Origin of the sequence: Kiloniella antarctica (assembly GCF_042682825.1) — a bacterium.
Lineage (GTDB): Bacteria > Pseudomonadota > Alphaproteobacteria > Kiloniellales > Kiloniellaceae > Kiloniella > Kiloniella antarctica.
This window is the reverse complement of sequence record NZ_JBHUII010000003.1, coordinates 25541-40436: the sequence shown is the minus strand read 5'-3', so window position 1 is coordinate 40436 and position 14896 is coordinate 25541. Positions and strand designations below refer to the sequence as shown.

The following is a 14896-nucleotide window of genomic DNA, read 5'->3' as shown; positions in this document are numbered from 1 at the left end:
ATGACAAACACAAACACCATGATCGAAGTAACCGGGCTCAAAAAATCCTTTGAGGACAATCACGTCCTCTCAGATATCAATCTCAAGGTAAAAAAAGGCGAAGTTCTTGCCATTATTGGTCCGAGCGGATCAGGGAAAACCACCTTACTGAGATGCTTGAATTTTCTAGAAACACCAAATGCTGGTAAGGTACGTATTTCTGATATCTCTATCGATACGGCTGTTGATGTCAGAAAACAAAAACGTGCAATACGCGACTTGCGTCAACGCGCTGGATTTGTCTTCCAGAACTTCAATCTCTTCCCCCACAGAACCGTTTTGGAAAACATCATAGAAGGCCCCGTCATCGTCAAGAAAGAAGAAATTAACGAAGCTGAAAAACGCGCACGAAAATTTTTAAAAAAAGTTGGTTTAGCAAATAAGGAAAATGCTTACCCTTCAGCGCTTTCTGGTGGACAACAGCAGAGGGTAGCCATCGCGCGTGCCCTTGCAATGGAACCAGAAGTTGTCCTTTTTGATGAACCGACCTCTGCCTTAGACCCAGAACTTGTTGGCGAAGTTCTGTCAGTCATTCGTGATCTTGCAAGCGAGAAACGCACCTTGGTTATCGTAACTCATGAAATGGCTTTTGCCAGAGATGTTGCTGACCGTGTTATTTTCATGGCCGATGGACAAATTGTTGAAGAGGCCCCTGCAAAGGAGCTTTTCTCTTCACCCAAACGAGAAAGAACCAAAAAGTTTTTGAAAAAAATTCTTCAAGAAACATAACAGATATTTGTTAAATACAGAGGATAGTTCACTTATAACATCTCTATGGCTTCCATTCCGCTGCCAGGATTCCATAACAAATCTCATCCCACCAACTCCCGTCTTCGCGGGGGATACATTGCTTGAAAAGTCCCTCTTTCCTCATACCAACTTTTTCCATTACCCTACAAGAAGCCTTATTCTCCGGGGTCGCCTTGGCAATAATCCGGTGTAATTCCATAGTGCCAAAACCAATTTCGATTAGCTTTTTAGCAGCTTCGCTGGCATATCCTAGGCCCTGACAAGACGGCAAGACCAACCAACCTATTTCCCAAGTACGCTCAGCAGTCCAGAGGTGAAAAGTCATCTCTCCAACAATTGCACCAGTCAATTTATCTTCAAGGATGAAGTCTTTAGGACTATCAGAGCTCGACTTCGAAACATATTCTTTATGCTCTTCATCGTTAAATACGCCTGATAACGTCCACTTTCTCAAAATAGGGTCTTGGCTCATTCGAAGAGTCTCAACAAGGTCTGTCAAACGATATTGACGAATACGAAGTCTCTCGGTTTCAAACGGAAGGCATTTTAAAAAAGTATTTATATCTGTCATGAAATTTTGCTAAATACTCAAAAGAAAAATTAAAATTGTTTGCCCCACTCTATCTTAAAACTCCAAAAGCACAATAATTTCAAAAATGGCTTAATTGACTTCAATCACACGTTAATTTCTCAGCAGCAGTAAAATCATCATGTCCTCAAATAAAGCCAATCACAAAAAATCATTTAAAATCATTAACCACTCTACTATATCAATGTACTATAGTTACGTTAGGCAAACGCAACACCAAAGGAAAAGTAATGGCCTATACCGCTGAGCGAGCAGACACCACCGATATCATTTGGTCATACATTCGAAAAGAAGCCAAAGAGATGATGAAAAAGGAACCCGTCCTTTCCGGTTTCCTACAATCGACAATGCTCAGCCACAGGTGTTTGGAAGAAGCCATAAGCTTTCTATTAGCTGAAAAGCTTGGCAACAATGCCGTGCCAGCACAACTTCTAGGTCAAGTTTTCGAAGAAGCGTTTGAAGCGGATCCTTCAATTGCAGTTTCAATTCGCGCAGACATTTTGGCGGTATACGAGCGTGATCCCGCCTGTACATCGCATCTAGAACCACTTTTATACTTCAAGGGTTTCCATGCCTTGCAATGCTACCGCCTAAGTCACTGGCTTTGGAATAACGACAGGCAGGCTCTTGCCCTCTTCTTACAAAATCGAATTTCTGAAGTCTTTAGCCTTGATATCCACCCTGCCGCCCGCATTGGTAAGGGCATCATGATTGATCACGGCACTGGTGTTGTCATTGGTGAAACCACGGTTATTGAAGATAACGTCTCTTTACTCCAAAACGTGACTCTTGGAGGAACAGGTAAAGGCACTGGTGATCGGCATCCTAAAATTCGCCAAGGGGCATTGATCTGTGCTGGTGCAAAAATTCTGGGCAATATCGAAATTGGAGAATGCGCAAAAGTTGGTGCAACTTCCGTTGTTCTTGAAGACGTTCCCGCCCACTGCACAGCGGTTGGCGTTCCGGCTAAAATCGTGGGAAGCTGTTGCCCGCAACCAGCCCGTGAAATGGATCAAAGTCTCCCCAGACTTGATTAATCTACATCAGCCGATTTATTACTAAGGCACTATTATTAAGACAGGCCGAGCGTTTCATACGTTCGCCTGTTTTAGTATTTCTAGATAAACTTTTTAAACATCTTGGTTTGATCAAACAGTTCTTCCAAAGTTTTCATTCTGCTCTTGGTCTCTTCCCAGGTATTCGTTTGGACCGCAGCAATAATGGCCTCTACCAAAAATAAGGTCACCACGAGAGAGTCCCAAGCAGAGGGCACTTCAATCCGGCAGTTCAGGCTATAAGCAGAAAGCTTCGCCGCAGGAGAGCCCCATTGATCGGTAAAGAGGATTAGTTTTACGCCGCGTGATTTCGCCACTTCTGCCAAACGAAGAATATCGTGCTCATACCGCCTGATATCAAAGGCAACCAAAACATCCCCTTCTTTCATATTCAAGACATAGTGCGCCCAGGTATTTGAGTTTGGCGCAACCAAAGTCACGCCAGAGCGCATGACCTGCATATGGGTGAAAAAATTGTCTGCCATGGAACGGGTAATACGTCCTCCAACGACGTGGATCTCTCGATCCATATCAGAGAGAAGAGAAACAACGGCATTAAAATCTTCTGGATTTATCTGGCGTAACGTTTGGCGCATGTTTTCCATCACCGAATCAGCAAAACGATTCAAGATATGCGTATCGGGAACGTTCTGGGCCCAGAGCTCATGTTTAGCAATCGGATTTGAAATTGTAGCTTTAAGCTCAGTGCGTAACTGGGCTTGCATTTGAGGAAAACCAGAAAACCCCATTTTTCGCGCCATCCGTGCCACAGTCGGCGTAGAAACCCCCGATGCCTCGGCCACATCGGTGATGCTTCCCAAACCAGAAACTGGATAATCTTCCAACATGGCATTTGCCAACTGTCTTTCGGCTCTTGTTAAGTTATCAAACTTATTCCGAATGCGCTCTGCGACAGTAAGGTTTTGATTTTCATCCATTTTCAGATTTTCTATTTCCTGCGGAAGTTTGCGCCCATAGCCAAAAGTTTACGCGCGAATAGACTGATAAAGCCAATAGATTGATAAAGAATGACCACTCTAAACACAAATGAAGAAATATCTCCACTAAATAATATTCTGAAATTATCTTTTCAGAAAATATCTTGACTTTTTTTTTGGTTCTGAAAATATAATTTCAAAAATATCAAAACAAAAGCACCAGGGGTATAGTTATTGTCGAGTAAGTTAACAAAATCCGCAGGCGAATCATCAGCTGATAGTGTGGTTAAGACAACCAACCTGTCTGGTGATGGAGAATTCGTTATCGTCTGTGAGCATGCATCGAACTATATACCACCAGAATACAACAATCTTGGCCTTGAAGACGACGTGTTGAAAAAGCACATAGCATGGGACCCAGGTGCACTTGCTGTCGCACAAGCTCTATCAAAGAGTTTGAACGCTCCGCTTGTGGAACAGTGCATTTCCAGATTAATTTATGACTGCAATCGTCCTCCTGAAGCTCATAATGCGATGCCGGCTCAGAGTGAAATCTTTAAAATTCCTGGAAATTGTCACCTTTCCCCAAAAGAGCGCGACGAAAGAATTAATAAAATTTACGTGCCTTTTCGCAAGGCTCTCTCCTCTTGCCTCGACCAAAAGATTTCTGAAGGACACAATCCTGTAATTATTACAGTCCATTCTTTTACCCCTACATATAAAGGGGTGAAACGAGATGTCGAGATTGGGTTCCTTCATGATCAGGATGATCGATTTGCAAAAGCCTTAATTAAATCATTTGCACTCGCAACTGACGATTATGATTTACGCTTGAATGAGCCATACGCACCCAATGATGGGGTAACTCATACTTTAACAGAGCATGCTTTACCACGTGGGCTGATGAACGTTATGCTTGAAATACGAAATGACTTAATTTCTGATATAAAAAGCCAACAAGAAGTAGCCACCCTATTGGTTCAGGCAATTATTCAGGCCAAAAACAGTCTTGGGATACCTAGCAGCCAAACAGCTCCCATAACAAAACCGATAATAACGGGAAACTGAAATGCCCAATATAATAAAATCCTACGTCCGGGGCGTAGATGCACTAAACAAGTTTACAGGGCTTGTCACGATGCATCTAATTTTCTTGATGATTGGCCTACTTCTTTATTCATCCATCTCAAGAACAATATTTGATACGCCGATAAACTCAGTTGTGACTATCTCCCAATTCCTGATGTCTGCCTATTATCTTCTTGGTGGTGGGTATTCCATGCAACAGGATGCTCATGTGCGTATGGATCTTTTCTATAGTCGCTGGTCTCCAAAAGGCCAAGCAGGCGCAGATGCGTTCACCTCGATTTTCCTCGTGTTTTATCTCGTCGTACTTCTGATTGGTGCCATCTCAAGCACGGTTTACACAATCGAGGTTGGGCAAAAAACGCGTACATTGATTCAATACCCGTTAGCTCCCATCAAAATAATTATGACATTGGGAGTCGTCCTTATGCTTTTACAAGCAACTGCAACGTTTTTTAAAGATCTGGCAAAAGCCAGAGGGGTAACACTGTAATGAGTTATGAATTAATCGCATTACTGATGTTCTCGACCATGATGGTCATGATGCTAACTGGTCAACGCGTCTTTGGTGCGATCGGGTTTGTTGCAGCTATTGCAGCTCTCTTCCTGTGGGGTGAAGGCGGTGTAGAGATGCCTTTTACCGCCGCGTCAAAGTTAATGAGTTGGTATCCGCTGCTTACTCTGCCTCTTTTTGTATTTATGGGTTACATGCTATCAGAATCTGGTATTGCTGGCGACCTTTACAAGATGTTTCACGTCTGGATGGGGCCCATCCATGGCGGGCTCGCAATTGGCACCATATGCCTTATGGTACTGATTTCAGCGATGAATGGACTGAGTGTAGCCGGGATGGCTATTGGCGCCACCATTGCTCTCCCCGAAATGTTACGCCGGGGATACGACAAGGTTATGGTGACAGGTGTCATTCAAGCAGGGAGTTCTCTTGGCATCCTCGTTCCGCCAAGTGTTGTGCTGGTTCTTTATGGTATGATCGCGCGTCAACCCGTTGGTCAACTATGGTTAGCTGGTGCGGTTCCTGGCTTAATGCTTGCTGTGATGTTTGTTGTGTACATTGTTGTCAGATGTCGCTTACAACCAGAACTTGGCCCTGTACTTCCAAAAGAAGAGCGTAATATTCCTTTAGGCGAAAAGCTCTCTCTTTTAAAAGCTGGTATCCTCCCTCTTTTGATCTTTGTTTTCATGACAGGATTTTTTGTAGCGGGTGTAACCAGCCTGGTTGAAAGTTCTGCCGTTGGCGCCACAGCCGCCATGCTTGCCGCGATCTTCAGAAGACGTCTAACGTTTAAGGTTCTCGAAACAACAATACGGCAGACACTGGGCATCAGCTGTATGTTTATGTGGATCATTCTCGCAGCCCTCGCCTTTGGTGCCGTTTTTGATGGCCTCGGCGCGGTCAAAGCAATTGAAAGCCTGTTTTTGGAGAAATGGGGCTTGAGCCCTTGGGAAATCCTCATCCTCATGCAGCTTTCCTACATCGTTATGGGGATGTTCCTCGATGACACGGCAATGTTGGTTATTGTTGCGCCACTCTACATACCGTTGGTCATTGCTCTCGGCTTTAACCCAATATGGTATGGCGTGCTTTATACAATTACAGTCCAGGTTGCCTATATGACACCGCCATTTGGTTATAACCTCTTTTTGATGAAAGCCATGGCACCGCCTGAAATTTCACTAATCGATATCTATCGCTCCGTGATTCCTTTTGTACTAATCATGATCTTCGCATTAGTGATTGTTATGTCGTTCCCTGAGATTGCTCTTTGGTTACCAGAGTACGTCAAAGCAAATTATACGGGATGACAAAGTATAAATTGAAACAGGAGGTTAAAATAAAAAAAACAAGTGAAGACTAAACGACACGAAACAACGAAAGAGCTTACACCAACCGGAATTCCTTCTGGTTATTAATGAGTATAAACAGGGAGTATCTTTACGATGACAAATAGACGCGAGTTTATTAAAAAGGCAGGCCTAGCCACTGTCGGTGCCGCGGGTGCATCAGCGTTAGCAGCACCAGCTGTTCACGCTCAATCCACGATCAAGTGGCGCCTTCAGACCTACGCAGGTCCTGCGTTGGGCGAGCATGTAATTAAACCTGCTATCGATGCTTTTAATAAAGCAGCAAATGGCGAAATGGTTATTGAACTGTTTTACGCTGATCAGCTTGTCCCAACAGGTGAGCTATTCCGCGCCATGCAAAAAGGCACTATTGATGCGGTACAAAGCGATGACGATTCAATCGCCGCACCAGTAGATGTCTCAATTTTCGGTGGCTACTTCCCATTCGGCACACGTTACAGCCTCGATGTTCCAGTTCTATTTAACCAGTACGGTCTGAATGAGATTTGGGAAGAAGCTTATAATGAAGTTGAAGGCGTTAAGTGGCTTTCAGCTGGTGCATGGGATCCATGTCACTTTGCGACAAAAGAGCCAATTCGTAGCCTTGAAGATCTAAAAGGCAAGCGTGTATTCACCTTCCCAACAGCGGGCCGTTTCTTATCACGCTTTGGCGTTGTTCCTGTAACACTGCCATGGGAAGACATTGAAGTTGCCATGCAGACAGGTGAGCTCGACGGGATTGCCTGGTCAGGTATCACCGAAGATTACACTGTTGGTTGGGCTGATGTGACCAAGTACTTCCTCACCAATAACATTTCCGGTGCATGGTGTGGTTCTTTCTTTGCCAACGAAGATCGTTGGAATGAAGTTCCTGAGCACTTGAAAACTCTTTTCAAACTTTGCATGGATAGCTCTCACTACTACCGTCAACATTGGTATTGGGGTGGCGAAGCACAACTTCGTACCGAAGGTACTAAGCTTGAGCTTACAACTATTCCTGATGAAGAATGGGCGACTGTTGAAGCAGAAGCTTACAAATTCTGGGATGAAGTTGCAGAGCAAAGCCCACGTTCAAAGCGTGTTGTTGACATCCTTAAGAAATACGCAAAAACAATGGAAAAAGCTGGTAAACCTTACCGTTACAGTTAATCCATCATACGAGGTCACAGCCCGAAGTTCGGGCTGTGGCACCTTTACCTAATAACACCACTAAATAAGAGTTAAACCAATGTCCGGTAACCTTTCCTTTGAAGATCTAAAAAAAGCCGTTTCCAGCGGTGAGATTGATACTGTTCTTGTTTGTCTTGTCGACATGCAAGGTCGCCTCATGGGCAAAAGGTTCCATGCGGACTTTTTCGTTAAGACTGGCGCCTCAGAAACCCACAGCTGCAACTATCTCCTCGCAACTGATATGGAGATGGAAACAGTCGACGGTTATAAATCTACAAGCTGGGAAGCAGGTTATGGTGATTACACCATGAAGCCTGACCTTAGCACTTTAAGACGCGTTCCATGGCTTGAAGGCACCGCCTTTGTCATGTGCGATGTTCTCGACCATGAAACCCATGCAGAAGTTCCCCATTCTCCGCGCGCAGTTCTCAAGAAACAGGTCGCCCGTTTGGAAGCAATGGGTATGAAGGCCTTTATGGCCTCAGAACTCGAATTCTATCTCTTTGAAAAATCTTACGAAGAGGTTCAAAAAGACGGTTATCATAACCTTGAAACCCTCGGAAAATATAACGAAGACTATCACATCTTCCAAACGACCAAGGAGGAAAATGTTATGCGCGCAATCCGTAATGGATTGCATGATGCTGGCATCGTTGTTGAATGTTCCAAAGGGGAAGCCTCTGCCGGACAGGAAGAAATTAACGTCAAATACGATGTCGCCCTAAATTCTGCCGACAACCATGCTTTTATAAAAAATGGCTGTAAAGAAATCGCTTGGCAAAAAGGTAAGGCATTAACTTTCCTCGCAAAATGGCACAATGATGCAGCGGGAAGTTCTTCTCACGTACACCAGTCTCTTTGGTCTGCAGACGGTAAAGAGTCACTGTTTCACGATCCCAAGGGTCAATACGGCATGTCAGATTTAATGCGGCAGTATGTAGCTGGCTTACTCCACAACGCCAGTGACCTGACCTATTTCTTGGCTCCTTACATTAATTCTTATAAGCGCTTTGCAGAAGGCACCTTTGCTCCAACAAAAGCAATTTGGAGTAAAGACAACCGCACAGCAGGTTATCGTCTATGTGGAGAGAACTCTAAAGCCATTCGTATAGAATGTCGTGTTGGAGGTTCCGACTTGAACCCTTATCTTGCCATGGCTGCTCTTCTTGCCGCAGGTATCGACGGTATTGAAAACAAACGCGAACTCGAAACAGAGTTTAAAGGCGATGCTTACGCTTCTGAAAGTGCTCGCTCTATTCCGAATACTCTTCGGGGCGCAACAATTGCCCTTAACAAATCAGAGATGCTCCGTGCGGCTATGGGGGATGATGTTGTTGAGCACTACACCCGCGCTGCAGAATGGGAGCAAGAAGAGTTTGACCGTTGCGTAACCGACTGGGAAGTATCCCGTGGTTTTGAACGCTCGTAAAACATCAGTTTTAGCGAACACTAACTAAGCGTCTGAGTAAGCCGTCTTCCCAAACAAAAATAAGCAAGCCAGACGTTAAACCCCCACTTTAATCAGTGGGGGTTTTCTTTTGGGATAAGTTAAAGCACTTTATAGAAAGCCATGGAGACTCAGGGTCGGAATCTTAGGCTATATCCGCGAATATATCATTATCGTCATTATCAAGATCCATGACAATCTTCGGTGAAAACCAGATATAAAAACAACTACCGACGCCCACACGTGAACGAACTTCTATTTCAGCTTCAAATCTTTGCAAAATACCATAACTCACAGACAAACCCAGCCCGGTGCCACTGTTAGAAAGGGTGAAGAAGGGATCAAATATGCGTGGAAGCACCGATGCTTTAATCCCACACCCATTATCACGTACGATAAAAAGTACCCCTCCATGCTTCCAATCCCGGGTTCGAATGGTAACCTCACCATTTTCTGAAATTGCATTCGTCGCATTTACAATTAGGTTGATTAATACCTGTTGGAATTGTTGATGATTACCGCCAACCACCCCTTTTGCCTTCAGGTCAAGCTTTAGCGTCACTTCTTTTTGTTCGAGATCATGTTGAACAAGAACCAAGGTATCCTCGACAACCTGATTGATATCAACGGGCATGGCATGATTTTGATAATCTGAGGGCCGTGAATACTGCAGTAAATTGTTAATGATCGCTCTTATTCGATAAACCTGTTGAATGATTAGGCGGGTCTCACGCTCCACTGTTGATGCATTCTCTCCCAACTCAGCAGTCATTAAATCCATATTACCTAAGATAACAGCGGTCGGATTATTGATCTCATGGGCGATCCCTGCCGTCAATTCGCCTATTGCAGCCAATTTCTCTTTAGCAACCAACTGTTCGCGAGTGCGCTCTAACAAATTAATGTTACGCTCCAAATCCTCTGTACGACGTTGAAGCTGGGCCGTACGTTGTCCCACCTTACGCTCCAATTCATCCGCATCGAGTTGAATTTGATCTCTTTGTTCTTGTAACTGATCGAGCAACGCATCGAACTGGTTGGCCAGTGTTGCGACTTCATCCCGAGCGTTAATCCAGCCTATACGAAGATCATCCCCCTTTTGCACACGGGAAATGACATTCGCCATCGCCTCAATGGGGATAAAAATGGATCTCGCAACCAGCATCGCAACCACGACGCAAAACAGAGTAATCGCTACAAAAAGCGCAAGAAGTTTTAACAATCCTTCGAGGTAAATATCTTTAAACGGGGCTTCAAGAAAGCCAGCGTAGAGCATCCCTACGCGATTTCCATTTACATCAACAATTGGCTCATAGGCGGAAATATACCACTCGCTGACAACAAAGGCTCGGTCAATCCAGCTTACGCCCTGATCCAAAACACGGGTTCTAACTTCTTCAGAAACCCTCGTACCTAAAGCCCGCTCGCCTGGTAGTTGTAAAATATTAGGAACATTGGTATTAATGCGCACATCTTCAATAAATACCGTTATGGTCCCAAGGCTATCCTCAGCTAAACTTCCCTTACTATAAACAGTATCGCGCAGACGATCGACAAAAGAGAAATCCTTATTCACCAAGACACCGCCAACGAGAAAGGCCTTAAGTTCACCAGCCTCATTTTTCAAAGGGTAATAACTATGTAAAACCATCCCCCGATCTTCAATCGATCGTTCGGTGGCTTTGGCGCGAGGTGTTGGGATAAGCGGGAGATAGACTTGCTTTGCCAATTCTGGATCAATTACGGTAAGTTCTTCGACATTAAAAATCTCGACACCGGTCGAAGGCCCCTCAGCTTTAGATCTTTCAAGGAGTGGACTTTTTTTAAATTCACAATGTCTATGTTGCCAATAATCGCACCCCTGAGAGTCGACAAGATAAACAAAGTCAAACCCTTCCTGATTTTTGAACTCTTTAAGCATGGGACTGATAGGAGCCGCCTCACTTCTTGATGAAAGTCGCTGTTCCAGCGCCTTCCGAAAAGAATGAGACTCTGCAAGAAGGGTAAGCTTTGAAAGGTAGTCATACTGAGCACGAAGAAAGGCTTCATGAGCAACAGATAAATCGCCTGTTACTTTCATTAACAATTGCCGGTAACTGATTTCATTGCTCCAAATATATGCCATTCCGATTACAGTGGGCATAACAATCGAAACCGGAAATAGTACCAACAGTAAGAGCTTATAACGAAGACTTTGAGTAACAAGGGCATAGAGACGCTTAATCATCACCTATACCATTTCCTCCGAGTATATTTTCATCTCGGTTAGTTTCATCTGGACTAATTTTATAGTCGTTGTTCTCAATACTGTGCCAGAGTTGAAGTTTACGTGTGAGTGTCTTGCGAGCAACACCTAATATTTCAGCCGCTTTGGTTTTGTTTCCATCTACTAAATCCAAAACCTTGCAGATGTGATCTTTCTCAACAGCTTCCAGATCCCACCGCGGAGAATACCCCATATCCTCTCTTTTCTCAGCAGGGCTCCCAGCTAATAATTCTTTGGGAAAAGTACCTAACAAAAAGCAACGCTCAATTAAATTCTTGAGCTCACGCACATTCCCCGGCCAGGAATACATTTCTAACTCATGAAAATCTTGTTGATCGAAAGGGATCGTTGACATTCCAAGCTGTGAAGCCAGCATACTGGAAAAGTGCTGAGCCAAAGGCATGATGTCTTCGCTGCGCTCTCGAAGTGCTGGTATGGAAACCTTGACCACATTTAACCTGTAGAAAAGATCAGCTCGAAAATTACCTCGATCTTTTTCTTTTTCCAGATTGCGATTGGTCGCAGCAACAATTCTTACATCTACCGGCGTTTCTCGTTCACTTCCAACAGGTCTGATCGTTTTTTCTTCAAGTGCTCTAAGTAATTTAGCCTGCATCATTAAAGGCATTTCAGAAATTTCATCCAAAAATAATGTCCCCCCATCTGCATAAGAAAAAAGCCCGTCCCTTGCCCTCTGCGCTCCCGTAAATGCTCCTTTCAGATGCCCGAAGAGCTCTGATTCAATTAATTCTGGAGATATCGCCCCACAATTTACTGGGACAAATGGTCCCTTTCGTCCACTTTCCTTATGAATGGCACTGGCAACCAGCTCCTTGCCCGTGCCTGTTTCACCCTCAATCAAAACAACGGACGGACTTGGTGCTATACGAGATATTAAATGACACAAATCAGTGAATAATCGACTTTGACCAATCATACCGTCAGCAGAATAAAAGTTATCGATACGACGTTGCAAAACAAAATTTTCGCGCATTAAACGGCGTTTTTCAACACAGCGTCGAACTGATGAAATCATCTGTTCCAACCGAAACGGCTTCAAGATAAAATCAGAAGCACCCACTCTCAAAGCATCAATCGCCTTATCGACATCAGCAAAAGCTGTCATGAAAATAATATCCGACTGCCAATCTTGCTCCACGATAGACTTGAGCCAATCAACGCCAGAGAGCCCCGGAAGGCAAATATCAACAACAAAAAGATCAAAATGAAATTTGGACCTTAATTCTTCGGCTTCTTCTGCTGTAGATGCAACTTCAACATGACTATAATCTTTAATTAGGGAGCGTTGTAAAAAATCACGAATACCCGGCTCATCATCAACGACAAGAATAGAATATGATGTCTCCCCCCCCTTTGGGGTCGAATGAACAGTCCTGCTCTGATCTGAATTTGTTTGTTTGGACGTATCAACAGCCTGCAATATTCGCATAATCCCTGCTTCCACTCTTTCCGTTTTTCTGTGATGTTTTCTCAAACACGCGAAGATATCCTCTTCTCCGAGCAACGCTATGAGCTTTTAAACACCTTGTATTATTTATATTTTTACTGCCTTAGCTAAAGCTTGTCACCCTTCCCGGCATATTCACAGCATCATAGTTTGATAATGATGCCCCGAGCATACACAGACAAAATGTCCCACTCATTTCATTTGCGTATCAATATGTCCCATATAAATAATTCAAATCACTTAATCAGAAAAACAAAATTGGCCAGTTCCTCTCAGCTAATAGGAAAAACAACTTATTGGCATGCCCTTTGCTCTTATAGAGCCAGGCTACAAGAAAAAAATTTCAAGAACAAAGCTTGCAGCTCCAAAACAGGGAAACCGTTTTATGAAAGACTCCAGTCTGGAATGAAGCGGCAAACTAAAAATAAATTTGAGGAGACAAAAAATTATGTCCGGTTTTATGGCCATGCTAGGCAAAGAGCGAATAATCGCAAAACCAGGGTTTAACCGATGGCTGGTTCCGCCAGCATCTATCGCAATACACTTATGTATTGGCTCGGTTTACGCATGGAGTATTTTTAACACTCCATTGGTTAAAGAGTTTGGTGTCGTCGCAGGCGCCGCAGATGATTGGAGCCTAAGTTCCGTTGTCTGGATATTTTCAACAGCCATCGTCTTTCTTGGTCTAGCTGCAGCTATCGGAGGAAAATGGCTTGAGAGAGTTGGACCTCGTGCTGTTGGCGTTCTTGCTGCTTGTTGCTGGGGTGGTGGCTTCTTAATAGGAAGTGTCGGAATTTCCACACATCAGCTTTGGTTAATATACCTCGGCTATGGCGCAATTGGTGGTATCGGACTTGGCCTCGCTTATGTATCGCCTGTAAGTACTTTAATAAGGTGGTTTCCTGATCGCAGAGGAATGGCTACAGGAATGGCCATCATGGGCTTTGGAGGCGGCGCAATGATCGGGGCCCCCCTTAAAACCTACTTACTAGGTGTTTTTTACCAAGCTCCTGAGTATCTTGGCAAAATCACAGATGTCGAGCTTATTACCGAAGGTGGACGCCGTTTTGCGCAAGTTGCTGGCAGTCAAGTTGAAGTCGTCATAGCTTCTGTTGCTGATATGGCTAAAATGCCATTAGCAGGTCCCGAAGGTGTCTATGTCGTAGGAACAGGAGACACAGGTGTTTCCGGTGTCTTTTTAACGCTCGGTATTTCCTATTTCATCGTTATGATCATCGCGGCTTTTTCATACCGCATTCCTGCCGTTGGCTGGAAACCTGAAGGATGGGTTGCGCCAACAGCAGATGAATCAAGCAAACGCATGATTACCAATGATGATGTCCATATTGACCAAGCAACAAAAACACCACAGTTCTATCGCTTGTGGATTGTTCTTTGTCTGAACGTTACAGCTGGTATCGGTGTCATTGGCGTTGCCAAAACGATGATGACTGAAATATTTGGATCGACCCTACCTGGCATTGTAGACGCAAACTTTGCAGCAACTTATGTCTTAATGATATCGGTTTTTAATATGTGTGGGCGCTTTATTTGGGCATCGATGTCTGATTTCATCGGTCGGAAAAATACATATCACTGCTTTTTCGTTCTCGGTATTATCCTATACCTTTCCATCCCACTTGTTGCCAACCAGGTCAGCGTAAACCCTGCCGTAATGTGGTTGGTCTTGTTCTATGCTGCAACAATGGTCATTTTCACTATGTATGGTGGTGGTTTCGCTACTATTCCGGCTTATCTTGCCGATGTTTTTGGAACCTTACATGTTGGTGGCATCCACGGACGACTATTAACCGCCTGGAGCACTGCCGGTGTACTTGGACCTTTTGCAATTACCTACCTACGTCAAAAATCTCTTGATGGGGCTTTGATAGATCTTGCAAACAAAATAGATCCCGCTGCTTTCCAAGCCAAGTTTGGGGCGGGTGTAGATAAGCTGCAAGAACTTATCGCAGGCAAAACAGTCACGATTACAAAGCTGATGGAGATTGCGCCAGAAGGAACCGTAGATCCGACACCAAGCCTCTACAACACGACCATGTACGCAATGGCAGCTTTATTGTTAATTGCGTTCTTTGCCAACCTTGGGGTCAAACGCGTGGACGGAAAACATCACGTACATAACACCCATCCTGAAGTTGCAGAAAATAATAAAAAAGCTGCTTAAAACAGAACATCTTGCCTAACGACTAAACCCCTGAAAGATA

12 protein-coding genes are annotated in these 14896 nt (G+C 44.1%); 8 read left to right on the top strand and 4 right to left on the bottom strand.

The window, feature by feature from the left end; all coding sequences use genetic code 11:
- Nucleotides 1-768: an L-cystine ABC transporter ATP-binding protein TcyN gene (gene tcyN, locus ACFSKO_RS06265; protein WP_465262311.1), complete on the top strand. Its 768-nt coding sequence runs from the start codon at nucleotides 1-3 to the stop codon at nucleotides 766-768.
- 43 nt (nucleotides 769-811) lie between these two features.
- Here the strand turns inward: tcyN and ACFSKO_RS06260 are convergent, their stop codons facing one another.
- Nucleotides 812-1360: a GNAT family N-acetyltransferase gene (locus ACFSKO_RS06260; protein WP_380249584.1), complete on the bottom strand. Its 549-nt coding sequence runs from the start codon at nucleotides 1358-1360 to the stop codon at nucleotides 812-814.
- 248 nt (nucleotides 1361-1608) lie between these two features.
- Here ACFSKO_RS06260 and cysE point away from each other — a divergent pair, with 248 nt between their 5' ends.
- Nucleotides 1609-2415, top strand: a complete 807-nt coding sequence (cysE, locus tag ACFSKO_RS06255; RefSeq protein WP_380249582.1) for a serine O-acetyltransferase — start codon at nucleotides 1609-1611, stop codon at nucleotides 2413-2415.
- An 80-nt stretch (nucleotides 2416-2495) separates the two neighbouring features.
- Here the strand turns inward: cysE and ACFSKO_RS06250 are convergent, their stop codons facing one another.
- Entirely contained in the window at nucleotides 2496-3371 is an 876-nt protein-coding gene (locus tag ACFSKO_RS06250) for a MurR/RpiR family transcriptional regulator (protein ID WP_380249580.1), read from the bottom strand.
- A gap of 234 nt (nucleotides 3372-3605) precedes the next feature.
- Between ACFSKO_RS06250 and ACFSKO_RS06245 the strand changes: the two genes are divergently transcribed.
- The 5 genes from ACFSKO_RS06245 (at nucleotide 3606) to ACFSKO_RS06225 (ending at nucleotide 8919) form a co-directional block, all read left to right on the top strand.
- Nucleotides 3606-4439 carry an N-formylglutamate amidohydrolase gene (locus ACFSKO_RS06245; protein ID WP_380249578.1) on the top strand — a complete coding sequence of 278 codons (834 nt, stop codon included), beginning with the start codon at nucleotides 3606-3608 and terminating at the stop codon, nucleotides 4437-4439.
- Between the two features lies 1 nt (nucleotide 4440).
- Nucleotides 4441-4950: a TRAP transporter small permease subunit gene (locus ACFSKO_RS06240; protein WP_380249576.1), complete on the top strand. Its 510-nt coding sequence runs from the start codon at nucleotides 4441-4443 to the stop codon at nucleotides 4948-4950.
- A complete protein-coding gene (locus tag ACFSKO_RS06235) occupies nucleotides 4950-6281 on the top strand; it encodes a TRAP transporter large permease (protein ID WP_380249574.1) in 1332 nt (443 codons plus the stop codon). Before ACFSKO_RS06240 ends, ACFSKO_RS06235 begins: the two co-directional genes overlap by 1 nt.
- A gap of 135 nt (nucleotides 6282-6416) precedes the next feature.
- Nucleotides 6417-7469, top strand: coding sequence for a TRAP transporter substrate-binding protein (locus tag ACFSKO_RS06230; RefSeq protein WP_380249573.1), 1053 nt, complete (start codon nucleotides 6417-6419; stop codon nucleotides 7467-7469).
- Nucleotides 7470-7548: 79 nt separating this feature from the next.
- The gene (locus ACFSKO_RS06225) at nucleotides 7549-8919 is read left to right on the top strand and encodes a glutamine synthetase family protein (RefSeq protein WP_380249571.1); all 1371 of its coding nucleotides are present in this window, start codon (nucleotides 7549-7551) and stop codon (nucleotides 8917-8919) included.
- 163 nt (nucleotides 8920-9082) lie between these two features.
- Here the strand turns inward: ACFSKO_RS06225 and ACFSKO_RS06220 are convergent, their stop codons facing one another.
- On the bottom strand, nucleotides 9083-11164 hold the full coding sequence (locus ACFSKO_RS06220; RefSeq protein WP_380249569.1) for a sensor histidine kinase: 2082 nt from the start codon (nucleotides 11162-11164) through the stop codon (nucleotides 9083-9085).
- Nucleotides 11157-12653, bottom strand: coding sequence for a sigma-54-dependent transcriptional regulator (locus ACFSKO_RS06215; protein WP_380249567.1), 1497 nt, complete (start codon nucleotides 12651-12653; stop codon nucleotides 11157-11159). The genes ACFSKO_RS06220 and ACFSKO_RS06215 overlap by 8 nt, the downstream gene beginning before the upstream one ends.
- Nucleotides 12654-13119: 466 nt before the next feature.
- Between ACFSKO_RS06215 and ACFSKO_RS06210 the strand changes: the two genes are divergently transcribed.
- Nucleotides 13120-14856, top strand: coding sequence for an OFA family MFS transporter (locus ACFSKO_RS06210; RefSeq protein WP_380249565.1), 1737 nt, complete (start codon nucleotides 13120-13122; stop codon nucleotides 14854-14856).
- Nucleotides 14857-14896 lie beyond the last annotated feature (40 nt).